Annotated in this window: 28 protein-coding genes; 16 read left to right on the forward strand and 12 right to left on the reverse strand. The window is 65.0% G+C overall.

Annotation, left to right across the window (positions count from 1 at the left end):
* Positions 1-61 precede the first annotated feature (61 nt).
* The gene (locus QF015_RS15015) at positions 62-559 is read right to left on the reverse strand and encodes a hypothetical protein (RefSeq protein WP_310203406.1); all 498 of its coding nucleotides are present in this window, start codon (positions 557-559) and stop codon (positions 62-64) included.
* A 91-nt stretch (positions 560-650) separates the two neighbouring features.
* On the opposite strand from QF015_RS15015, the gene QF015_RS15020 reads away from it, so the two are divergent.
* Complete coding sequence (locus tag QF015_RS15020; protein WP_310203404.1) at positions 651-1,388, forward strand: GAF and ANTAR domain-containing protein; 738 nt, start codon at positions 651-653, stop codon at positions 1,386-1,388.
* Positions 1,389-1,471: 83 nt separating this feature from the next.
* On the opposite strand, the gene QF015_RS15025 is transcribed toward QF015_RS15020, so the two are convergent.
* Complete coding sequence (locus tag QF015_RS15025) at positions 1,472-1,765, reverse strand: hypothetical protein (protein ID WP_429389971.1); 294 nt, start codon at positions 1,763-1,765, stop codon at positions 1,472-1,474.
* A 510-nt stretch (positions 1,766-2,275) separates the two neighbouring features.
* Between QF015_RS15025 and QF015_RS15030 the strand changes: the two genes are divergently transcribed.
* Positions 2,276-2,656 (forward strand): META domain-containing protein, encoded by a 381-nt coding sequence (locus QF015_RS15030; RefSeq protein ID WP_429389973.1) that lies wholly within the window; start codon positions 2,276-2,278, stop codon positions 2,654-2,656.
* 103 nt (positions 2,657-2,759) lie between these two features.
* On the opposite strand, the gene QF015_RS15035 is transcribed toward QF015_RS15030, so the two are convergent.
* The 3 genes from QF015_RS15035 to QF015_RS15045 form a co-directional block, all read right to left on the reverse strand.
* Positions 2,760-3,167: a DUF6855 family protein gene (locus QF015_RS15035; protein ID WP_429389975.1), complete on the reverse strand. Its 408-nt coding sequence runs from the start codon at positions 3,165-3,167 to the stop codon at positions 2,760-2,762.
* 30 nt (positions 3,168-3,197) lie between these two features.
* On the reverse strand, positions 3,198-4,511 hold the full coding sequence (locus QF015_RS15040) for an MFS transporter (RefSeq protein WP_429389977.1): 1,314 nt from the start codon (positions 4,509-4,511) through the stop codon (positions 3,198-3,200).
* A gap of 74 nt (positions 4,512-4,585) precedes the next feature.
* A complete protein-coding gene (locus tag QF015_RS15045) occupies positions 4,586-4,756 on the reverse strand; it encodes a hypothetical protein (protein ID WP_310203396.1) in 171 nt (56 codons plus the stop codon).
* 198 nt (positions 4,757-4,954) lie between these two features.
* On the opposite strand from QF015_RS15045, the gene QF015_RS15050 reads away from it, so the two are divergent.
* From QF015_RS15050 to QF015_RS15060, 3 genes are read left to right on the forward strand one after another with little or no spacing between them, the layout of a single operon-like run.
* The gene (locus QF015_RS15050) at positions 4,955-5,791 is read left to right on the forward strand and encodes a hypothetical protein (RefSeq protein WP_310203394.1); all 837 of its coding nucleotides are present in this window, start codon (positions 4,955-4,957) and stop codon (positions 5,789-5,791) included.
* Positions 5,775-6,524 (forward strand): LamB/YcsF family protein, encoded by a 750-nt coding sequence (locus tag QF015_RS15055; protein WP_429389979.1) that lies wholly within the window; start codon positions 5,775-5,777, stop codon positions 6,522-6,524. Before QF015_RS15050 ends, QF015_RS15055 begins: the two co-directional genes overlap by 17 nt.
* Positions 6,525-6,553: 29 nt before the next feature.
* Positions 6,554-7,348, forward strand: coding sequence for a biotin-dependent carboxyltransferase family protein (locus tag QF015_RS15060; protein ID WP_429389981.1), 795 nt, complete (start codon positions 6,554-6,556; stop codon positions 7,346-7,348).
* 15 nt (positions 7,349-7,363) lie between these two features.
* Here QF015_RS15060 and QF015_RS15065 read toward each other — a convergent pair whose 3' ends face one another.
* Positions 7,364-7,801, reverse strand: a complete 438-nt coding sequence (locus QF015_RS15065) for a VOC family protein (RefSeq protein WP_310203388.1) — start codon at positions 7,799-7,801, stop codon at positions 7,364-7,366.
* 81 nt (positions 7,802-7,882) lie between these two features.
* Positions 7,883-9,247: a DUF445 domain-containing protein gene (locus tag QF015_RS15070; RefSeq protein ID WP_429389982.1), complete on the reverse strand. Its 1,365-nt coding sequence runs from the start codon at positions 9,245-9,247 to the stop codon at positions 7,883-7,885.
* A gap of 50 nt (positions 9,248-9,297) precedes the next feature.
* On the opposite strand from QF015_RS15070, the gene QF015_RS15075 reads away from it, so the two are divergent.
* The 4 genes from QF015_RS15075 to QF015_RS15090 are packed head-to-tail and all read left to right on the forward strand — an operon-like array spanning position 9,298 to position 11,719.
* Complete coding sequence (locus QF015_RS15075) at positions 9,298-10,185, forward strand: glycerophosphodiester phosphodiesterase (RefSeq protein ID WP_429389984.1); 888 nt, start codon at positions 9,298-9,300, stop codon at positions 10,183-10,185.
* A gap of 36 nt (positions 10,186-10,221) precedes the next feature.
* Positions 10,222-10,656 carry a DoxX family protein gene (locus QF015_RS15080; RefSeq protein ID WP_429389986.1) on the forward strand — a complete coding sequence of 145 codons (435 nt, stop codon included), beginning with the start codon at positions 10,222-10,224 and terminating at the stop codon, positions 10,654-10,656.
* On the forward strand, positions 10,653-11,411 hold the full coding sequence (locus tag QF015_RS15085) for an AzlC family ABC transporter permease (RefSeq protein ID WP_310203380.1): 759 nt from the start codon (positions 10,653-10,655) through the stop codon (positions 11,409-11,411). The genes QF015_RS15080 and QF015_RS15085 overlap by 4 nt, the downstream gene beginning before the upstream one ends.
* Positions 11,408-11,719: an AzlD domain-containing protein gene (locus tag QF015_RS15090; RefSeq protein WP_429389989.1), complete on the forward strand. Its 312-nt coding sequence runs from the start codon at positions 11,408-11,410 to the stop codon at positions 11,717-11,719. The genes QF015_RS15085 and QF015_RS15090 overlap by 4 nt, the downstream gene beginning before the upstream one ends.
* On the opposite strand, the gene QF015_RS15095 is transcribed toward QF015_RS15090, so the two are convergent.
* The gene (locus tag QF015_RS15095; protein WP_429389990.1) at positions 11,716-12,216 is read right to left on the reverse strand and encodes a DUF5684 domain-containing protein; all 501 of its coding nucleotides are present in this window, start codon (positions 12,214-12,216) and stop codon (positions 11,716-11,718) included. The two genes, QF015_RS15090 and QF015_RS15095, sit on opposite strands and share 4 nt — an antisense overlap.
* Positions 12,217-12,291: 75 nt before the next feature.
* On the reverse strand, positions 12,292-12,921 hold the full coding sequence (locus QF015_RS15100; protein WP_310203375.1) for a TetR/AcrR family transcriptional regulator: 630 nt from the start codon (positions 12,919-12,921) through the stop codon (positions 12,292-12,294).
* A 92-nt stretch (positions 12,922-13,013) separates the two neighbouring features.
* On the opposite strand from QF015_RS15100, the gene QF015_RS15105 reads away from it, so the two are divergent.
* The 6 genes from QF015_RS15105 to QF015_RS15130 all read left to right on the forward strand — a co-directional run bounded on the left by QF015_RS15105 (position 13,014) and on the right by QF015_RS15130 (position 17,058).
* A complete protein-coding gene (locus tag QF015_RS15105) occupies positions 13,014-13,346 on the forward strand; it encodes a thiamine-binding protein (RefSeq protein WP_429389992.1) in 333 nt (110 codons plus the stop codon).
* 40 nt (positions 13,347-13,386) lie between these two features.
* The gene (locus tag QF015_RS15110; protein ID WP_429389994.1) at positions 13,387-14,058 is read left to right on the forward strand and encodes an O-methyltransferase; all 672 of its coding nucleotides are present in this window, start codon (positions 13,387-13,389) and stop codon (positions 14,056-14,058) included.
* A gap of 3 nt (positions 14,059-14,061) precedes the next feature.
* Complete coding sequence (locus QF015_RS15115; RefSeq protein ID WP_429389996.1) at positions 14,062-14,562, forward strand: N-acetyltransferase family protein; 501 nt, start codon at positions 14,062-14,064, stop codon at positions 14,560-14,562.
* An 86-nt stretch (positions 14,563-14,648) separates the two neighbouring features.
* Positions 14,649-14,888: a hypothetical protein gene (locus QF015_RS15120; RefSeq protein WP_310203368.1), complete on the forward strand. Its 240-nt coding sequence runs from the start codon at positions 14,649-14,651 to the stop codon at positions 14,886-14,888.
* Positions 14,889-14,890: 2 nt separating this feature from the next.
* The gene (locus QF015_RS15125; RefSeq protein WP_310203367.1) at positions 14,891-16,093 is read left to right on the forward strand and encodes a cupin domain-containing protein; all 1,203 of its coding nucleotides are present in this window, start codon (positions 14,891-14,893) and stop codon (positions 16,091-16,093) included.
* Positions 16,094-16,218: 125 nt separating this feature from the next.
* Positions 16,219-17,058, forward strand: a complete 840-nt coding sequence (locus QF015_RS15130; RefSeq protein WP_310204061.1) for a sucrase ferredoxin — start codon at positions 16,219-16,221, stop codon at positions 17,056-17,058.
* Positions 17,059-17,090: 32 nt separating this feature from the next.
* Here QF015_RS15130 and QF015_RS15135 read toward each other — a convergent pair whose 3' ends face one another.
* A complete protein-coding gene (locus QF015_RS15135) occupies positions 17,091-17,246 on the reverse strand; it encodes a hypothetical protein (RefSeq protein ID WP_310203365.1) in 156 nt (51 codons plus the stop codon).
* Between the two features lie 106 nt (positions 17,247-17,352).
* Between QF015_RS15135 and QF015_RS15140 the strand changes: the two genes are divergently transcribed.
* Positions 17,353-18,228, forward strand: coding sequence for a spermidine synthase (locus QF015_RS15140; RefSeq protein WP_310203363.1), 876 nt, complete (start codon positions 17,353-17,355; stop codon positions 18,226-18,228).
* Here the strand turns inward: QF015_RS15140 and QF015_RS15145 are convergent.
* Both QF015_RS15145 and QF015_RS15150 read right to left on the reverse strand, forming a co-directional pair.
* Positions 18,225-19,979: an ABC transporter ATP-binding protein gene (locus QF015_RS15145; protein WP_429389999.1), complete on the reverse strand. Its 1,755-nt coding sequence runs from the start codon at positions 19,977-19,979 to the stop codon at positions 18,225-18,227. The genes QF015_RS15140 and QF015_RS15145 overlap by 4 nt on opposite strands.
* Positions 19,976-21,760 (reverse strand): ABC transporter ATP-binding protein, encoded by a 1,785-nt coding sequence (locus tag QF015_RS15150; protein ID WP_429390001.1) that lies wholly within the window; start codon positions 21,758-21,760, stop codon positions 19,976-19,978. Before QF015_RS15150 ends, QF015_RS15145 begins: the two co-directional genes overlap by 4 nt.

Consider the following 21,760-nt stretch of genomic DNA (forward strand, 5'->3'; position numbering starts at 1 on the left):
GACGACGGCGGGAGGCTCCCGCCGTCGTCCGCTTGCGTTTTTGTTTCACGCTTCAGGATCATCAGCGCAATATTTCCACCAGTGCGACCCACGAAAACACGACGGCTCCGATCAACGCAATGATCGTTCCCAGTGCCACCACCACCAGACCCGCAGGCAACGACAGAAGAATCAGTACTCCGCCCACCGCGTAGATCACCAGGGGGAAAACAAAAGATGCGATGTGCTGGGCGTCCCAGCGGTGCGGATGCCCTGGGGTGTCGTCCTCCAGGATGGCGCGGGCAGCGAGGAACGCGATTACCCCGCCGGCCAGCGTTCCCACCAGGACTTCGACGCCGAAAGCCCACAGTTCCTGCCCGGGAATGAGCGCGGCACAGGCCAGGACCACGCCCAGGATAAGGGCGGAGATAGCGGCTCCTGCCCTCGCGGCGAGGCCCCGTGACTCGGCGATCTGTTTGATGTTCACGGACAGAGCCACGATCAGCAGCCCACCGAGTGCCGCTCCGGCTCCGGCGATCGCCACGTTGAACTCTCCCCACGAGTCCAGTGCTGATTCCATGGGCCTAGGGTAGCCACCCGGAGTGGGTGGCGGAAGACGGGTTATCCCGCAGCACGTGACGGGAGGCCCAACACTTCCTACCATTAGGCCTATGGAACCCACTGGCAGTGCCGAACATATCCGAAGCCTGCACGAACTGGTGGTTGGTAGCTCTGATATCCACGCCATCCTCAACGGCGTGACTGGCTTCGCCTCCGATGCGATGAGCAAAGTAGCGGGGGAAAAAATTGATTGTGCCCTTACCCTGCGCCGCCGAAAACGCACCGCTACCGTGGCGGGCAGCAGCGAAAGGGCCGTGCAGCTGGACAAGATTGAGCAGGAACTTCGGCAGGGTCCCTGCCTGGAGGCCTTGGACGCCGGCCGTCCGGTGCTGCTGGCGGACGTTGCTACGGACACCAACTGGCCCGCATACAGCAGCGCCTTGGCCGCCGAGGGCATACACAGCGCCTTGGGCGTACCCATGGACCTGGGTGAGACATCCCAGGCTGTCATCAACTTCTTCGCTCCCAAGCCTGGCCTTTTCACGCAGGAAGTGATCGATGAAGCTGCGGCCTTCACGGAGGTCACCGGCAGTACTTTGCGCCTGGCGATCCGGATTGAAACCGTGGAGCAACTCAACGCCGACCTGAAGACGGCAATGTCCTCGAGGACCGTCATTGACCTGGCATGCGGCGTCATCATGGCCCAAAACCGTTGCAGCCAGGACGAGGCCTTCGAGTTTCTGACGAAAGCCTCCAGCCACAGAAACCAGAAGTTGCATGCCGTGGCCGCGGACATCATCGCGCACTTGAGCGGCAGTGCCGAAAGCCACCTGCGGTTCGAGGACTAAACCCTCGATACAACCCATCAACTTGTTTCACGCTTGTGGCGGGCTTTCGCCGGCTGTGTCGCATCCGCGGGAGCAGGCTGACGTCAGGCGGCCTCCTTACCGTGGGCGCGTGGCGGCGGCAGGCGCGCCGCACCGCCGTCGGGCTCCTTGCGTTGCAGGGGAGTTGCTGCGGCGGTGGTCACTTGCGCGGTCCTTTTTGACCCGGGGCAGGCCATCAGGAGGGCCGCAAAGGGCGCCAACAGCAACAGGAGTGTGACTGTACCCAGCCCAGCCAGGCCTGCCAGGAAAATCAATGCTGCCATCAGCAAGAGATGGATATCCGGGGCGTCGGTCAAGGCAAAGGCGGTCGTCGTGGGCGTTCCATAGGGTGACTTCACGTTGTGCTCCTGGGGCGCATCCGTTGGCTGTATTCCGTCTACTGATATGTGGGAGGGACGGCGGAAAAGTGATGCGATTTCAGGGGACGCTATCGTGACAGGCGGCGGAGAGGCTCATGGGCCGGGGCCGTCCGTTGTGAAATTGCACCCGGTGTCGGGCACCGTTCTTCCACCTATGGCCCGCGAAAAAATAAGTTTGGAAACTCTGCGTCACGTTTGCGCAGGTCAAAGCACATATTGAGTGCCCGTGTCGTTGAACCGCGGACTGCGCCGTTGCCCTTTTCGGCTGCCTTGCGGTTCATCGGCGGAGTTGCAGCGATGGGTGTGGCGGGTTCTGGGGCCCGCCCGGGGCGCCGTCGCTGCGTTGAACCGGGCTAGTGCGGTCGGTCGTCTGAGTCGCGACCGACCGCACGATCCGGTCGACGGCAAAATTGTGAGCGCCACCAGATGATGACCGGCGCGATGTCCAGGCTCTGGTGCAGCTGGGAACACCGAACCTAGACTGGCCGCATGGCGCAGACCCAGACCCGCATGTTCCGCGCTGTTTCCCTGGCATTCGTTGCTGCTGCTGTCCTGGCAGGCTGTGCGGGAAGCGGCACCAGTCCGTTCGTTGGGGTCTGGGGTGACACCAGCGATGCCAAGCAACCCTCCCTCGACATGAAGTCGGACGGCCAGGCCACCGGAACCGATGGCTGCAACAGGCTTGTCGGCTCCTGGAAGGAAGACGGCAAAACCATCACGTTCGGAGGTTTCTCGTCCACCCGCATGGCCTGCGAAGGCGTTGACACCTGGCTGTCGAATGCCGCGACCGCCAAGATCCAGGAGGACGGAAAGCTGGCGGTGTTCGGGCAGGACGGGACCCAGATCGGCATTCTTGCCGAAGGCAAATAGCGGCGGTTGCGTTGGCTCCCGCAACCTTGCGGTCATGGTGGCCACGCTTGCCGACGGCGGCGTCAACCCGGTCCCATCAGGAGCGTTCAGGTCCGGCGAACACCTACTTCCTGATGGCCCGCATGCTGTTGTTCCGCTTTTCGTGCGTCAGCTCTGCCAACCCGAGGGCTTCCATCAGCGGCGGCATGTACATTCCGAACCTGCCCCGGTAGCCCTTGCGCAGTCCATACCAACCGCCCACGGGGTTGGTATCGCTGCGGCCCCACGCTTCGACGGTGCCGTCAGCGGCATCCTTGCCCTCGTCAGCGGCGCCGAGTGGAACCCAGTCACCCTGTTCCAGGAGCCAGGCGTACAGGTCCTCGATGGCGCGTAATTGATAGAGCAGCTTGGTGGATCCCACCTGGCAAACAATCGCCGGAGGATCCGCGGCTTCGTCCTTATACATGGTGTAGTCGGAGGATCCAGGTGGAGTGGTGAGGTGCCACGGATCGTCTTTGGTTCCAGCGGCCATGGTTGTGTCCTTCCTAAGGTAGGGCCCACGCTACACAGCGTCTGGCTGCGTGTCTGCAATTTCCGGGTCGGAGGCATCCGGGGCAAGCGGGTTCTGGATCTCATCGGTCATCATCCGCGCAAAGAACAAAGCGACGAAGGCCATGATCGGGCAGACCAAGCCACCAACGAAGAAGATGAGCCACAGGGGAACCACCTCGGCGATCGGGCCGGCGAGAGCCATGGACACCGGCATCAGGGCCAGGGAAACAAAGAAGTCCAGGCTGGAGATGCGGCCCAGCAAGTGACGTGGAACGCGCCGTTGCAGCAACGTTCCCCAGATCACTGTTCCGACTCCCTCAGTGACCCCGAAGATGAGCATGGCCGCGCCGAGCATCCAAAAGCTGTCCATGAATCCGATCGCGGCCACGGGCAGGCTCCCCAGGCCCCACGTCAGCACCATGACCGTCAGATAGCGGCGGGGGAGGCGCAAAGAAGCTGTTGCCAGCGCGGCGATGGCACTTCCAACGCCCATGATGGCCAGAAGGAAACCGAACATCCTCGAGTCCCCGCCCAGTTGGTTCTGGACAACGAAAGGCAGCAGGACCTCGATGGGCCCGATGAGGAACAGTACGGACAGGCACGCCCATACCAGGGTCCACAGCAACCATGGAGTACGGATGGTGTAGCTGAATCCCTCCGCGAGGTCCTTGAACAGGGACGAGTCCCCGCGTGCACCAGTCGTTTCCCCGGCACCAACAGCGTCCGCCCTCAACGTCCGGCGGCCCAGGAAGTTCACGATCCCGAACGCCAGCAAATGGCAGACCGCAACCCCCGCCACAGCATGGGCAGGGGAAAGCGCCGCCACCAGGATTCCGGCGAGCGCCGGTCCTGCGGCCTGCTGCAGGACCGGCCGAACGGTGCCCTCCAGGCCGTTGGCGGCCAGGAGGTCGTCGGCGGGCAGGATGCGCGGCAGGATTGCCGAGTACGCGGGGAAGAAGAACGCCTGGCCCACGCCCAGTACGAAGGCGCCGATGGCGAGGTGCCACAGTTGGAGGACGTTGAACATCGCCAGCGCCGTAACCGTTGCGATGACGGCCAGGTTGGCGCCCTCTACCGCAATGATCAGGAGCCGTTGCGGGAGCCGGTCCGCCGCGATGCCGCCCGCGAGTACGAAGCCCACCAGGCCGATGCTGGCAGCAGTCGCCACCAGCGACAATTCAAGCGGTCCGCCGCCGAGGTGGATCACCTCGTAGACCATCGCAACGGCCCACATGCCGGATCCGAAAATGGAGATCGACAGCGCAGAGATCAGCACCCGGAAGTCCCGGTGCACAAAAGGACGCAGCGCCCTCAACGCGGCCATTTCATCAGCCTAGACCTGGGTATCGGCGCTGTGGAAGGCACCGGCCGATGGCGCGCGTGCGGGAGGAACCTCAGTTATGAAGCGCCCGACGGCGGGGCGTCGCCGTCGTCGTCGACGTCCGGACCTTCTGCCGGGTCCTGGCTGTGGATGCCGGTATCGTGCGAAACCCAGCCGTCCGTTTCACCCTCGGCCGGAGCGTCGGTGTGGTGCCGGATGACATGCTCGTTCTCGTCTTTGGCGTTCATAACGGATACTTCCTGTCCTTGCTGGACTGCTTCCGTGAGTGCCCCCAGTCTACGCCGCGGGCGGTCCGTTGTGAGGTCCGCTCTGCGCGGAATCCTGTCCACATAGGGCGCAGAACGGGCCTTGCAACGCGGGGGTGTGACATAGTCTGAAACCAAGCAGTTCCCCGTTCAACGACCAGCTGCCAAGGAGAGGTGAAGATGCCCAAGCGCCCCAACCCGGCGGTGAAAATCGCCCAGGAGACAGCACACAACGCCGTCTTCGACGCCGAAGGCAACACAAAGCCCGGCGTCCACAATGTGCTGCTGAAAGCGGTCGAAGTCCAACGGCCTTTGGTCCTGGCCAACCTGCGCAGGCTGCAACGCCGCCACCCCAACGATTCACCGGCACAGCTTGCGGCAAAGCTCGAACGCCACTACCTGCTTGCCATCTCCGGCGGGGGTGCAGCGGTGGGTGCCACCGCCGTCGTGCCTGGTATTGGAACCGCGGCCTCGCTGGGACTGTCAGCGCTTGCGACGGTGGGGTTCCTCGAGACCACCGCACTGTATGCATCGTCCCTGGCGGAGCTGCACGGCATCCGGCTCACCGATCCCGTGCGTGCGCAAACCATGGTCATGGCCATCATGCTGGGTGAAGAAGGCACGTCCATGCTGGGTGCGCTGAGCGGGCAATCGCTGGGCCGCGGCAAGGGCGTGACCAACGCGTGGGGCCGGACCCTCACCAAGAAAATTCCGGGGAGTGGCTTCGGGGTCATCCGCGACTCCATCCAGCGTGCGTTCCTCAAGAGCCTGGTGAAGCGTCAAGGAACCGCGTTCCTGGGCCGTGCCCTGCCCTTCGGGGTGGGCGCCGTGGTGGGTGGTGCAGGCAACCTGATGATGGGCCGTGCCGTCGTCTCCACCGCCAAGGAAGCATTCGGCCCGTTGCCGGACACCATCCCGGGCGAACTGCTCCCCAACGCAGCAAAGAACCTTGCCACTCCTGATGTGGCACCTGAAAACCTGACGCTGGAAGGCGGTAACAGTGGACCTGAACGCTGATCTCGGGGAGTCTTTCGGCTCCTGGACCATGGGTGACGACGCCTCGATGTTCCGCATCGTGAGCAGCGCCAACGTGGCCTGCGGGTTCCATGCGGGCGATCCGCTCACTATGCTGGACAGCTGCCGGGCGGCGTTCGAACTGGATGTCCGCGTCGGAGCCCACGTGGGCTACCGGGACCTGGCGGGCTTTGGCCGGCGTTCCCTGGACATGACCTTCGACGAACTGTTCGGCGACGTGCTCTACCAGCTTGGTGCCCTCGATGGCATGGCCCACGCGGTCGGAGCATCCGTTGATTACGTGAAACCGCACGGTGCTCTCTACAACAGGATTGTCCGTGATGCCGAGCAAGCCGAGGCCGTGGTTGCTGCCGTCCACGCGTACGATCCCGGGCTTCCCGTGCTCGGTCTGCCGGGATCGGCGTGGTTGACACTGGCCGAAGAATCCGGGCATCCCGTGTTCCGCGAAGCTTTCGTGGACCGGGCTTACCTGCCGGACGGCACACTGGTGCCCCGCACCCAGGAGGGTGCAGTGCTGCACGATCCCGCAGCCGTCGTGGCCCAGGCCGTGCGGTTGGCAACGCGCAAGGAAGTACTGGCTATCGACGGAACGATTGTCCCGGTGCAGGCTGACTCGCTCTGCATCCACGGGGACACACCCGGTGCCGTGGACATGGCCGCTGCTGTTCGGGAAGGCCTTGAGCAGGCCGGTGTGCAGATCGAGGCGTTCGCGTAGTTCAAGCTTCTCCAAGGAGGGTATGCCCGATGGGTGCGGTGGTTGTCGATCCGGGGGCCTTGACGCTTGCCCTTGAGCCCCACCAAGCCTTGGATCGCGCGTCCATGCATGTGGCCAACGCCCTGCTGGGCAACCCGGAGACTGCTCCCGGGCTTGAGGTATTGGTCGGTGGGCTCAAGCTCCGTTTCGTCACTGGCTCGGCCGTGGCAGTCACAGGCGCCGAGGGGATGGTGACGCTCAACGGCTCCGAATTTCCGCAGAACACGCCAGTCAGGGTGGCTCCCGGAGCGGTGCTGGAGCTTGGCCCGGCATTGTTTGGGATCCGTTACTACGTCGCTGTACAGGGCGGAGTGACGGCACTGGGCCCCGCGCTGGGTGCCGGGTCTGCCGTGGCGTTCGGGAAGCCGCATGGACACGGCTTCCCTGCTGTCCAGCAGAACGCCCGGCGCGCGCTGGACCCCGAACGTCCGGTGGTCGCCAGGGTTTCGCGAGGACTTCAGGCGGAACACCACGACGCCGGCACCTGGCTTCGGTTGACCAGCGAACCGTGGACGCTCTCACCGGAGTCGGACCGCGTAGGTGCGCGTTTGCACGGGCGGCCGCTTGAGGTTGGCCGGTCGGGCAGTGCGGCAGCCGCTCAAGCACCCCATCCGCAACCGTTGGCCTGGGGCTCGGTGGTGTTGCCGCCGTCGGGCCTGCCCGTGATAGCCCTGGCAGACCGCCCGGCCACGGCGAAGTCGCCCGTTATTGCGGTGGTGCGCGAGGAAGACCTGGACCTGATAGGCCAAGCAAGGCCGGGACAGATGGTGCACTTGTTGGGCTGAGAAAGCTGCCAGGCCTCAGTCGTCCATGAGTTTCTGGGCCAGCATCACCAGGATTCCGCTGGGGCCGCGGAGATAGGTGAGTTTGTAGACGTCGCCGTAGGTGGCCACACCACGCAGCGGGTGGTATCCATGCTTGGCGGCAATCGCCAGGGCTTGATCGATGTCGTCCACGGAGAAGGCCACGCGGTGCATGCCGATCTCGTTCGGCAGGGTCGGGCTGGTCTCGATCGCGTCCGGGTGGATGTACTCGAAGAGCTCCAACTGGCCGTGGCCGTCGGGGGTCTGGAGCACGGCAATCTTTGCGTGGTTGCCATCCAGCCCCACGGCAGTGTCGGCCCACTCGCCGCTGACCGTGTCACGTCCCAGGACCGTCAGGCCCAGGTCCGTGAAGAAGGCGATGGTTTCTTCGAGGTCCCGAACAGCAATACCGACGTTCTCAAGTTTGATAGGCATGCGTTGAAGGTACCAAGGCGGTCCGGATAGCTCCAGAGCTGGACTGGCCGCGGGCCCCAGCCGTACTTGCCGGGTGGGCGCCTAGCCGAACAGCAGGTGCGCCACCGTGAAGATTGCCAGCCCGGCCAGCGCACCCACCACGGTGCCGTTGATCCGGATGTACTGGAGGTCCTTGCCCACCTGCAGTTCGATCTTCTGCGACGTTTCCCGGGCATCCCAACGCGCCACAGTGTCCGAGATGACGCCCGCGATGTCCGAGCGGTACGTATTGACCAGGTAGCCCGCGGCGTCGCCGATCCAGGCATTGACCTTGCCGGCCAGTTCGTCGTCGTTGACCAGGCGCGTACCGAAGTCGCGGACGGCGCCCTTGAAACGTTGGCTCAGTTCGCTGTCGGGATCGTCGACGGCGTTGAGCAGCGCGGTCTTGACGGTTCCCCACGTGCGGGACGCCAGTTCGCGGACCTCGGGGTCGCCGAGGATCTGGGCCTTGATGGACTCGGCGCGCTCGATCATGGCGGGATCGTGCTGGAGGTCCTGGGCCAGGTCGGTGAGGTATGCGTCTATCGACTGCCGGACTTGGTGGTTCTGGTCCGCCTGGACGGCGCGGACGAATTTGGAGAGTTCCACGTAAACCCTGTCGCCCACCAGGCCGTCCACGAAGGTCGGAACCCAGAGGGGCGAGCGGTCGGAGACGAGCCTGTTGACCGTGGCATGGTTGGCATCCACCCAGTCGGCGGCACGGTCCACCAGCAGATCGACCAAGGTGTGGTGGTGGCCGTCGGCGAAGATCCGTTCCGCCATCCGGCCGACGGGCGGCCCCCACGGCGGGGTGAGCAGGTGCTTGCGGACCATGCCCTCGATGACAGCCTGCACGTCGTCGTCGTTCAGGACGGTAAACGCGCCGCGGATGATCGCGCCGCCTTCCTTGGCCACACGTTCTGCTCCGCCCGGCGCGGACAACCAGGTACCGGCCTTGCGGGCAATATCGATGCTCGCCAGTTTGTCCTGTACAACTTCCTGGGAGAGGAAGTTGCTCTCGACGAAGTCACTAAGGGATTCGCCGATCTGGTCCTTGCGGCGGGGAATGATGGCGGTGTGCGGGATTTTCAGGCCCATGGGGTACTTGAACAGGGCTGTGACGGCGAACCAGTCGGCCAGCGCACCCACCATGCCGCCTTCGGCTGCCGCGCGCACGTATTCCAGCCACGGATACTGCTTCTGGAACGCGAACGCCACGGTGAAGATCACCGCCATCGCGATCAGCAACGCCAGCGCCAAGCGCTTCATGCGGAGCAGCGCGGCTGCCTTTTCCATGTCACCCGTTGAGAGTCCGACGACGGCGGCACCCCGCCCTGTGCGTGCGGAACCTGTGGAACCTGGCCGGGTGGGCAACGATGTGGGGTTGGTGACGTCTTCGGCTGGGATTTGTTCAGAGTTCACCTGCATGAGCCCAGCGTAGCCCCCGTACATGCACGGAGGTGGGCTACCGTGTCTGCATGACTAGCGACGACTTCGCCCCTGGCCGGCCCAAGGTCTACGCCCATCGCGGTTCAAGTGCCGCCTACGCCGAGCACACCCGGGCGGCCTATCTGCAGGCAATCGCCGACGGTGCCGACGGCGTGGAGTGCGATGTCCACCTCACCAGGGACCAACACGTCGTGTTGCTGCACGACGCCAATCTGGACCGGACGTCCACTGGAACCGGGCCGGTGGCGGAGCACACCTTGGAGGAGCTCCGGTCCTTGGATTTCTCCTCGTGGAAGGGCGCACGGATCCCCGAGGCTTACGGGGGAGTGGCCGATCAGTTCCTCACGCTGCCGGAGCTGCTGGACATCCTGCGCGGGGCGGGACGGGAGATTGGGCTGGCGATTGAGCTCAAACACCCAAGCCCTTACAAACTGAAGCTTGAGGAGCGGGTACTCGCTTTGCTGGAGGAAGAGGGCTGGACCCCGGAAGAATCCCGGTTGGAGAACATTCAGATCTCCTTCATGAGTTTTGACACAGATTCCGTCCAGCGATTGTTGCAAAGCGTCCCCGGACACCACATCTGCCAACTGGTGGACGACTTCACGGTCCAGGAGATCCGGCAGGAACTCGGATTGGGCTTCCTGACCGGCGGCGCGGTGGCCAACGTCATGAAGGCAACCCAGCTTGAGGCTGAACGCGTCCTGGACGAAGGCGAGGTGGAGATCGCCGGTCCCGGAATCGATTACGTGAGGGAGCATGCACGGAACGTCCAGCGCTGGTTGGAAGCCGGCCGTATATTCCGGGTATGGACTGTTGACTCGGAAAAGGACGTCGCCCTGTGCCAAGGCCTCGGCATCCATGAGATCACTACCAACAAGCCGGCGCGGGTGCTTGCGCAGCTGATGGTCTCCAGCTGACTTTGGAGGCCACCGCGCTTGTGATTGAGTGGTCTCATGTCATTACGCTGGTCAGCACAAGCAACCCGAACTACGTCCGCAGTAGCTTTGAGCGCACTGCTCCTGGCCAGCGCCACGAAGCACTTCCGTACTCCTAAGTTCTATTACCCCGTGGTGCCGGACTACCTGTGCCGCAAAGACGAGCCGGGAAGCCGCCCCAACGGCCCCCTGGCCGTGATGTCCCGCGAGGAATGGGTTGCCTCCTCCGGCTTGATCGAGGCAGCTGCCGCCGTGGGGCTCCTGATTCCGGCCACCCGGAAGGTTGCCGCGGACGCGACCACGGCGATGTTCACTGCATTCCTTGCCGGGCATATTGACGCACTCCGCCGGGCCTATGGTCCCCGCGGCACAGCAGCCGAGAGGCGCATCCACACCCTTCGCCTTCCCCTTCAGATTCCGCTCATCCTGTGGTCGTGGAGCCTGCGGAAATGAGTGGGAGTGCTGCTCCCATGAAGCTGAGGGAGTCGCCGGCGTTCAAGATTGCCGTCTCCCTGAGCATTGCCACAGGTCTGTATGGCGTATCTTTTGGCGCCCTCGCGGTGGCATCGGGCTTCGATTTCTGGCAGACGATGGTGTTGAGCCTCCTGCTGTTCAGCGGTGGATCGCAGTTTGCCTTCATTGGCGTGGTGGCAGGTGGCGGCTCGGGGGTGGCCGCCATGACGGCCAGCGCACTCCTGGGCCTCCGCAACGGCATCTACGGCATGCAGATCAACGCCATGCTCCGCCCCGGGGGGTGGAAGCGTTATGTTTCGGCGCACATCACCATTGACGAATCGACCGCGACGGCGTCCGGGCAGACCGATCCCGACGAGCAACGCCGTGGATTCTGGACCGCCGGGGTCGGCATATTCATTTTGTGGAATATCTTCACGGCCATTGGTGCATTGGCTGGCGACGCCATGGGCGACCCCAAGCAGTGGGGCTTGGACGGAGCTGCTGTCGCGGCCTTCCTGGCGCTGCTCTGGCCGAGGTTGAAGGGCCGCGAACCCTGGGCCATCGCCGCCGCGTGCGCCCTGGCTACCATCCTGGCCGTGCCGTTCGTTCCCTCAGGCGTTCCCATTCTGGTGGCAGCGGTGGTGGCGGGTGTGATCGGCTGGTTCAGCCACGCACGCATGGACGAGGGGCTGGAGCCGGACGTGGATCCTTATGCGGAGAAACACCGACACGAATCCGGGGGCGAAAAGTGAATCTGTGGCTCTGGATCCTCATAGCGTGCGCACTGGCCTACCTCACCAAACTGGTGGGCTACTTTGTGCCGGCCAAGTTGCTGGGGAACCCCAGGATCATGCACGTGGCCGGCACCATGACCATTGGATTGCTGGCCTCCCTGACGGTGGTTAACGCCGTGGCTTCCGGCCAAGGGCTGGTCCTTGATGCCCGCATCGGCGCGTTGGTGGCTGCCGCCGTCGCGCTGTGGCTTCGCGCACCGTTCCTGGTGGTGGTCATTTCCGGCGCCGCGGCCGCGGCCCTCTTGAGATTGCTCGGCTGGGGCTAGCTGTACTGCTGACCGTTGGGCTGCTGGACCGGGGGCTGGGCGTAGCCCTGGGGATACGCCGGGGGATAACCCTGCGGGTAGGCAACAAACTGCCGCCCGGCTGCAGGTCCCAGGTACGGTGCTGAGCCGTAGGAAAGCATCGGCACGAAGATTACGGGCAGCAGGACCAGGCCCACTGTGTAACCTGCGTCCTTTCCGAAGGACTTGGACAGATCGTTAAGGGCAACGATGCTGAAGTAGATTCCGGCGAAAGGGATCAAGGAGAGCAGGAACCAGTACCAGGGCCGCCCCGCGATCTCCAGGATTTTGATGCCGTTGTAGATCGGCACGAAGGCTGCCCACGCTGGCCGGCCTGCCTTGGTGAAGATTCCCATGTAGAACACACCGACGATGGCGAAGACTACCGCGAAATAGATGACCATGAGCAGAATCACTAGGCCAACTGCGGCAGCCGATTCGGACCCGCTGGATGGGTATGAGCTCAGAGGAATATTCATACGTCCGAGCCTAGTGGTGCACGGCCTTGCCTGCGATGGGCAGGACTCACCATCAGGCCCGTCGGAAAGCTTCGCTTAGATGGCGTCGGTCAGTGTCACGCCGGGAATGCTGGACTGTTCCGGAAGCGGCCGGGACGGCCGTTCGGTCCGGATGGCATCCTCGATCAAAGCCACGGGACGCTTCCAAGCCTGCGACCCTGGTTCCATGGTGTCGACAGCCCCTATCAGCATGGCCACGAGGCGGACCATGTCCTCAATGGTGATGTCCCGGCGCAGGGAACCCTGGCCTTGGCCGCGCTCCAGCAAGGTGGCCATGGAGCCGATAATGCCGCGGGTGATGCCGATCAGGAGGCCGCGTCGGCCGGCGACGGCGTCAAGCAGGTTCGCGTCTTCGCTGGCTACCTGCATCACGGCATCGATGACGTTGATGAGGCCTTCGGCCGCGTCCATGCCGTCGAGGGCGGCCGCGGCGACGGGGTCCACATGTTGACGAAGTTGGCGTGACAACGCTGCCAGTACCAGTTGCTCTTTGTCCGAGAAGTTGCGGAACAGCGTTGCGGGGCCAACCCCGGCGGTGGCGGCAATGGTCTGCAGGGGCACCTCGGGTCCGTGTTCCCGGAAGCACTGCCGCGCAGCGGTGATGATCTTGTCCACATTGCGTGCGGCGTCTGCCCTGAGGGGCTTGCGTTCAGAGGGCTGTTCCATGCTTGTCAGGGTAGCAACGGAGGGGCGTTGGCCCGTTGTTACGCGGGAGTACGTTGTTATGTGACAAACCGGCACGTGAAACACTGGATTTCATGTTGCTCGCATTCTCAGTCGCCCCTTCGGGCCAGCCCGCATCCGCCGCCAACGGCGGACCAACCCCCGACGCCTCGGTGCACGACGCCGTCGCTGCCGCCGTCAAGATTGTCCGCGAGTCCGGTTTGCCGAACCACACGGACTCCATGTTCACCACCATTGAGGGCGAATGGGACGAGGTCTTCGACGTCGTCAAGCGCGCCACCGAGGCGGTCGGCCATTACGGCAGCCGTGTCTCCCTGGTCATCAAGGCAGACATCCGACCCGGCTACAGCGGTGAATTGACCGGCAAGGTGGAGCGGCTCGAAGACGCGATCTCCGCTTCGGAGTAGTTCCTTCCCCAGCGAAGCCGGCAGTGCCAGACTAAGGGCCATGATTGAACACGTGACCGAGCCCGGTTGGGTTGACGTCGAGCATTACCTGACTGACGTCGTCGTGCGTCCTGATCCTGCGCATCGGCGCGCCCTGACCTCCGCCGTCGAAGCGGGCATGCCCGCCATTGAAGTGGCGCCCAACGCGGGCAAGCTGCTCCGGATGCTGGTGCAGATGTCAGGAGCCCGGCGGGTCCTGGAGATCGGGACCCTGGCCGGGTTCAGCAGCATCTGGATGGCGCAGGGACTGCCCGACGACGGTCGGATCGTCACGTGCGAATTCCTCCAAAAGCATGCGGACGTCGCGCGTGCCAATGTGGATGCGGCGGGTGTGGGCCACAAGGTGGACATCCGCGTGGGTGCTGCGCTGGATAGCCTTCCGACGCTCGCAGGCCAGGAATCGTTCGACTTCGTGTTTATCGATGCCGATAAGGAGAACAACTCAAACTACCTGGACTGGGCCATCCGCCTCGGTCACCCCGGCACCGTGATCGTGGTGGACAACGTCATCTGGGACGGTGCCATCCTGGAGCCCGAACGGGACGAGGTCAATGCGCCGGGCATCGTGAAGGTGCTGGAAATGATGGGCCAGGATCCGCGCCTGGACGCCACTGCCATTCAAACGGTGGGCAGCAAAGGGTGGGACGGTTTCGCGATAGCGCGGGTGAGGTAGCGGATGGACTTCACGCTTCGCCCGGCGACGGTGGATGACGCCGAAGCCATGGCCATCATGCACGTTCAATCCTGGCGCGAAAGCTACGGACATCTGCTGCCTCCCGGGTTCTTCGCACAGCAGGAAGCGGCTTTGCCTGACCGCATCGAAAGGTACCGGGCGTACATCGCCGCCGGCCACTCCCGGATGTTGGCGCACGATCCCGACGGCCTCCTGGTTGGGTTGGGCGCAGCCGGTCCGGGGAGGGACGAGGACAGCCCCTGCGATGTGGAGCTCTTCATGCTGTACACCTTGGAGCGCATCCATGGCAGGGGAGTCGGCCAGGCGCTGGTGGATGCCCTGATCGGGGACGGCCCTGCGTATTTGTGGGTCTTGGACGACAATCCCCGCGCCCAGGCTTTTTACCGACGCAATGGCTTTGCCCCGGACGGCAAGCGGCAGTTGTGTGACCCGTCGTGGTATTCACTGCCGGAACATCGGATGGTGCGTCCCCCGATGCGCTGAGGCTGTTCCCACGGCTGACTCATATCGATATGGTGATCACGGGCGGTGTCGATGGGGATCGCCCGGTTCGATTCCCGGGAGGAAACATGTCCAATCCAGAGCAGGATCCAAGCGAGCAGGAAGGCCCGGCAGACGGCGGCGCAGCCGGCGTCCCTGGCACGCACGACGGCGGTGCTGACGGTGGTGCCGATGGCGGCGCAGATGGTGGTGCCGAAGGCCCGGCAGATGGTGGCGCGGATGGCGTCCCTGGCACGCACGACGGCGGCGCTGACGGTGGTGCCGATGGCGGCGCAGATGGTGGCGCCGCTGAACGACCAGGCGGCTAGGTTTGAGCTCTACCAGCACTGATTTCCAGGACCCCGGCGCCGTGAAGGGCGGCGGGGTCCTGGAAACACGCCTGATTGACATCAGCTATGAAAAGTTCGCCAGTGACGTCTGGGGGCGCGCCGCGCTGCTCACGCGTGGTGTCAGTGACTTCTCCGATCTCTTCTCGGCCAACGCCGTCGATGAACTGGTTTCGCGCCGCGGACTGCGGACACCTTTCCTGCGCGTCGCCAAGGGCGGCTCGACACTTCCCGAGTCTTCGTTTACCTCTCCGGCGGGCGTCGGCGCCACCATCTCCGACCAGCTCGATGACACCGAGCTGTGGCGCAAATTCGCCGACGGAGCCACGCTCGTCCTGCAGGCGCTGCATCGCACGTGGGAGCCGGTGTCCAACTTCAGCACGCAGCTGAGCACCGAGCTCGGACATCCAGTGCAGGCCAATGCTTACGTCACTCCGCCCCAGAACCGGGGATTCGACGATCACTACGACGTCCATGACGTCTTCGTTCTGCAAATCGAGGGCACCAAGCGCTGGATCATCCATGAACCGGTCCACGTGGACCCGCTGCGCAGCCAGCCGTGGACCGACCGCCGGTCCGCCGTCGCCGAAGCCGCTCAAGGCAAGGCCTACATCGATACGGTCCTGGAACCCGGCGATGTCCTCTACCTGCCCCGGGGTTGGCTGCATGCCGCCGAGGCCCAGGGCAAGGTCTCGATCCATCTCACGCTGGGAATCCACAACTGGACCCGTTACGGGTTGGCTGAACACCTCGCCCAGGCTGCGCTGGCAGCACTCAACGACGACCCCGAGATGCGCCGCTCCTTGCCCTTGGGGGTAGACGGGCCCGAGGGGGACATCGCCGCCGTCCGTGAACGTCTCGCCGCCGCTGTCCTGAAGGCCGAGACCACATCGCTTTTCCACCGCACCCGGAGGGGGCAAGGACGCCCGGCCCCGCTTGGTCCGGTAGCCCAGCTCGCGGCCGTCGAAGGTCTCGGCCCCGCGACGTTGGTGCGGCTGAGGGATGCACTGGAAGCGCGGCTTGAGGGCTTGCGTTTGACTACCCGCGTTGGTTGGCTCGACTTCGCCGAGGCGAACCTGCCCTCTGTCAGGCGCCTGCTGGACGGCGGGGCTCATCCCGCGGCCGATCTTGGCATTGACCTCGTCGAAAGGCTGTTACGCGCAGGAGTCCTCGTCCCCGTTGAATAGTGACAGGGACAGGGACAATGAACAGTGACAGTGACTTTGAACAGCGACGGTGAACGGTGACGACCCCGGCGGCCGCGGAGGAGCGATTCTTCTGCGCGGAATCCGCCCGGATGCGGGGCGACTCGATGGCAGGCACGGCGTCACCCGGCGTGGTGTGGGTCCTCATAGAGTACCGGGGAGGATGGCCGCCCGACGGCTTCGACGGCCTTGATCTGGACGCCGGGATCAAAGCCCTCGTGTCTTCCGCGGTGCGGATGGCGCGTGCACGGCTTCTCTTGGTGCGTCGGCCCGGCCCCCGTCGGCGCCAGGGTCCGGGCAGGTGGGCGGTTGTGCGCCATCATGGCTCCGGCGCTGATCACCAGCAATGGGGAACGTGGGACCGGGATACGGACCTCGCCGCAATTGTTCCAGCCCTGGTATCTCCCGGACAGCCCGGCTTGCCTCCTGTCATCCTGATCTGCGCCCATGGGCAGCATGACCCCTGTTGCGCAGTGCGGGGACGGCCCGTGGGACGTGCACTGAGTGAGCGTTGGCCAGAGCTGGTGTGGGAGTGCTCCCACGTGGGTGGGGACAGGTTCGCGGCCAGCGCCGTGCTGGTCCCCGACGGCGTGTATTACGGTGGGCTGGATGCCGCATCCTCAGTCGCCACGATTGAGGATCACCTCGCGGGGCGCATTCATGCGCAGTATCTGCGCGGATATACGGATCTCTCCTCACCACAGCAAGCGGCCGTCGCGGCCGTGCTCGGACGTTTCGGCCCTGCCGGCCGGAATGACTATCTGGTCATGGAGACCCTGCGCGAGGGCGATCATTGGCGTATCCACATCACCGGCCGCCCGCCCCACCCGGCGCAAATCGAGGTGGAATTGCGCGCCCGTCGCGAGCCGCCGCGTCAGCTGACGTGCCGGGCCCCGGCAGCAGGTTCGGCCGTAGTCTACGAACCAACGTCCATCCGAATCACCTGACGCGTGTGGACCGCAGGCATGGGATACCGGCCTTAGCGGGATTCTGACTCTTCAGGCTGGTCCATGTCGAGGGGCGAATCGAGCAGGCCGGGCGGTTTGGGCACGCGGGTCACCAGCAGGCACACGACAGTCAGCCATGCGACCACGACGGTCAACACCTCCGCCCACACCAATTCACCAAGCTCCATGAATCGATCTTATGGCCGATCCGGCCAAACTGTAAGTATCCTTACTACCAAGGGTGTCTGGCATGCTCCATTAGGCTTGAGCCATGACTGGAACAGGGCGGAAATAGTGGCGAAACGCGGTAAAAGGTCGACGGCGGGAGTCGTCGACGTGCCTGACGGCAGCCGCCCTGACGGGCCGGTTGCGGGCGTCTACTACATCGATACCGGCGACTGCGAGTTGATCCCGGACCAGGACAATTCCAACGGTTGGCTGCTCAAGATCAACGGCGTCATGAGCTCGCACATCGATCTGGCAGATCCGTTGTTCCTTGATTTCGAGTACATGCGTTGGATTGCTGCCTTGGTGGAATCGCGCTGGGCGCCGGAGCAGAAACCGAAATTGCGTGCCCTGCACCTTGGCGGGGGAGCCTGCTCCATGGCGCGCTACTTCCACGCGGCCTATCCGGAAGCCCGGCAGGTAGTGGTGGAACTCGACGGCAAGCTCGCCGACTACGTTCGGGGTTGGTTTGACCTGCCCAAGGCGCCGCTGTTGAGGCTCCGCGTGGGCGAAGCCCGGCAGGTCACCGAATCCCTCACTCCGGATACGCGCGACCTCATCATCCGCGACGTCTTTGCCGGGGCCTTCACGCCCCGGGCCCTGACCACCCGCGAATTCACGGCGCACGCCGATGCGGTGCTGGCACCCGATGGCTTGTACGTGGTCAACTCCGGGGACGCCCCTGACCTGAAGAACGCCAAGGCCGATGCCGCGACTATTGCGGATACCTTTGAGCACACCATGATCATCGCGGACCCTGCCATGCTCAAGGGCCGCCGTTACGGCAACATGATCATGGCTGGCAGCCACGCACCTTTCGGCGACGATCCCAAGCTGGCGCGCAGACTGCTCGGCGGGGGTGTGCCGGCGCACATCTGGGACGACGCCAAAGTGCGGGCGTTCGCAGCGGGAACCCCCGTCCGGCACGACCCCGCGGAGGGCTAGTTCCGGCTAAGTGAGCTGTTCCATGCCTCCCACAACGTGGCGTAGGGGCCGCCGTTTGCCAGCAGTTCCCGATGCGGGCCCTCCTCGATAATCCGTCCATGCTCCATCACCACCACGGTGTCTGCGGAGGCTGCCTGGGACAGTCGGTGGGCGATCACCACCGACGTCCGGCCTGCCAACGCGGCTTCGGCAGCCTCGTCCAGCATGGTGGCGGAGCCCGTTCCAGCCTCCGCCGTTGCTTCGTCGAGGACGGCGATGGGTGGATCCTTCAGCATGAGCCGGGCAAGGGCCAGCTGCTGGGCTTGCTCGGGAGTGAGCTGGTGGCCGCCGGCACCTACGGACGTCCCGAGACCGTCGTCGAGGGTGTCCACCCAGCTGGCCCCTACGGCTTGGAGGACGCGCGACAGTTCCTGGTCCGAAGCCCCCGGGTTGGCGAGCCGCAGGTCCTCGGCGAGGGTGCCGGAGAAGACGTGCACCTCCTGGCTGACCATGGCGATGCGTTGGTGCAGGTCTCCGGGTGCTGCGGTGGATGAGTCGAGTCCGCCCACCCGGGCGGTCCCGTTGCTGGGATGTTCCAAGCCCATGATGACTTTGGCCAGGGTTGTCTTGCCGGCACCGGATGTGCCAACGATTGCCACCCGTTCTCCGGGGTTCACCGTCAGCGAGACGCCGTGGAGCGCGGGCCGTTGTCCGGGGTAGGCGAAGGTGACGTCCTCCAGGACGATGCCGGCGTCGTCGCGCGGGGAAGCGGCAGGCGAGGCGGCCGGTGCCGCGGACATCGTCAGGCCAAACATCCTGCCCAGGCCGGCCGCCGCCTTCTGGAGTTCGTCGAACTGTCCCAGGACCAGGCCGATGGGATCGAAGAGCCGGTAGAAGTACAGCGCGGCCGCGGTGGCTGCACCGATAGTCACGGTGCCCTCGGCATGCAGCCGGAAACCGACCACCAGCACCGCTGACAGGCCGATGAGTTCGGCCAGGTTGAGGCGGTTGTAGAAGCGTGTCAGGTACCCGACGCCCTTGAGCGCATGTCCGATGTTCTCGCGTGAGGCGGCCGCCACCAGCTGGGCATGGCGCGGGCCGAGGCGCAGTGCCAGGACGGAGGGCGACCCATGGACGGTCTCGATGATCTGCTCGGTCCGGTTCGCCTCGGTGATCCGGACGGTCCGGTAGATGGGAGCCGTCCGCCGGAGGAACCACCGCAGCGTGAATACCTGCAGGGGTGCGGCGATGAGCACGGCCACGGCGAAGCGCCAGTCGATGACGCCCAGGCCCAGCAGCGTCACGGCGATGGTGAAAGCCGCGCTGGTGAAGGCGGGCAGCACACCCGAAATGGCCTCGCTGACGGCCTCGACATCGCCGGATACGCGCGCCACGACGTCACCGATACCCGCTTTTTCCAGCTGGGCCAGGGGCTTCCGCACAGCTGCCGCGAAGACCTCCTCACGGAGCCCGGCAAGGGCTTCCTCGCAAATTCTGGCCAACAGGTTCTGGCCAAGGATGCCCAGCAGGGCGCCGAGTCCACCGGCGACCAGTAAGCCGATGGCCAGCCACAGCAGGGACATGACGTCTCCGCCGCTGGCCGCGACGTTGACCATGATGCCCAGGATCGCCGGTGCTGCCAGTCCGCAGCACGCCGCGGCCAGCAGGACGACAATGGTCAAGGCGAGCCGGCCCGGCCGCTGTGCCAAGAGGCGCCACATGGCCTGCCGGGTCTCACGGGGCGTGGCGATGGGCAGAATATCCGCGCTCATGAGCCCACCACCTCGCGGTAGCCCGCCGAGCTGGCGAGCAGGTCCCGGTGTGTCCCGGTTTCGGACGCGCCCCCGACCCTGCCCACCACCACCCGATGGCAAACGGCCAGCAGCGTGGGGCTTGTGGTCACCAGTACCAGGGCCTTGTCCGGGAAATTGCGGAGGCCGTCGGCGATCACAGCTTCCGTAGCGGTGTCGACGGCGGTGGTGGGGTCGTGCAGGACCAGCACAGGTTGCTGTTGGTGCAGTGAGCGGCCCAGAACGAGCCGCTGCCGCTGGCCACCGGACAGGCTTTGGCCATGCCCGGTCAGAACAGTTTCAGTGCCTTCCGGCAGTTGCGAAACAAAGTCCCCGACGGCGGCAGCCGCCATGGCCCGCTCCTGCAGTGTGGTGTCGGCTGCTGCCACGTTTTCGCGGACGCTGCCGCGGAAAAGGACGCCGTCGTGGCTGTCGGCGAAGATGGTGGAACGGACGTGGACCGGGTCCAGGTCGGCGGCGTCCCGGCCGTGGATGGATACCAGGCCGGGGGGAGCCGGCGTGCGGAACCCGAGGGTGTCTACCAGCAGCCGCGCTTGCGAGCTATCCGGAAGCACCACGCCCACAATTTCGCCGACGGAGGCAGTGAAAGGCGGGAACGCCGCGGCTCCTTCAGAACGCCGGAGTTCGAGCAGCGGAGCAGGGCCGAACGCAGTGGCTCCGCCCGGCAGCGGCGCGGGGTCCGACGCTGGGCCGGACGCCGCCGTCGTGCTCTCTTCTGAAGGTGCGGGTACTGCCTCCGGTTCCTCGAGCAGTGCTGCGATGCGCGCCGCGGAGGCGCGTTTGCGCGCGAGTTCCACGCTCAGGAAGCCCAGTGCCGCCATAGGTCCTTGAACGAATTGGGCAACGCCGACAACCGCCACGAGTTGCCCTACGGTGATGCTGCCTTGGAGGGCGAACCAGGCGGCGTAGAAGGCGATGCCCGCCAGGAAGGCCGCGGAAAGTGCGGTGCTGGCGCCGTTGTAGGCGGACCTGGAGCGAACGGCCCTCAGCCCTGCCAGCAGGGATGTCCGGCTCGCCGCCGTGTAGCGGGTGACGGCTGCCTCTTCCGCGCCGAGACCCTTCAGGGGGCGTGATCCGGTCACGAAATCGGTAGCCAGTGCACCGGCGCGGGCTGCTGAGGATTGTTCCACATCGCTGCGGTCCTCCAGCGGTTTGGTGAGGCGGTGCATCACGATCAGCATGACCGGAGTGGCCACCAGGACCGCGATGCCCAGCGGGACGGAGACCAGCAGCAGTGTCACGGCTGACGTCACCACCCCGGCCGTGGCAGCGAGGCCGCCGCCGATGAGCCAGGACAGGCCCGCAACCCTGTCGGCATCCGAGGAAGCGATCGCGACGATCTCGCCCGGTGCGCGCCGGGTTGCCATGCCCCGCGGGTGAAGGGTCCGCTCCACGGCCAACTGCCGGAGGTCATGCGAACCGTAGAGGAAGGAACGGTTTGTGGCGAGTGTGCCAATGCGCCAGGACAGTGCCAGCACGACGAAAACGATGGCCAGGGCGCCAAGCCACCACAGGAGGGCGCCGGCGTCGTGAGGTGAAATCGCCTTGTCAACGGCCGCGCCGATGGTGGCCGGAACCAAAGCCTCGCTGACCTGATGCAGGATGAAGCCGGCGCAGCCCACCAGCAGCAGCTTCCAGCGGCCATTGGCCAACAGGGCGAAACGGAACAGGCGGGACACCGTCCAGAAGGGTGGCTTGTTACGCCCGGGCGGGCACGGAGGGAGAGCGGTACTGGAAGGCAT

This window comes from Paenarthrobacter sp. TE4293, from assembly GCF_050435325.1.
GTDB lineage: Bacteria > Actinomycetota > Actinomycetes > Actinomycetales > Micrococcaceae > Arthrobacter > Arthrobacter nitroguajacolicus_C.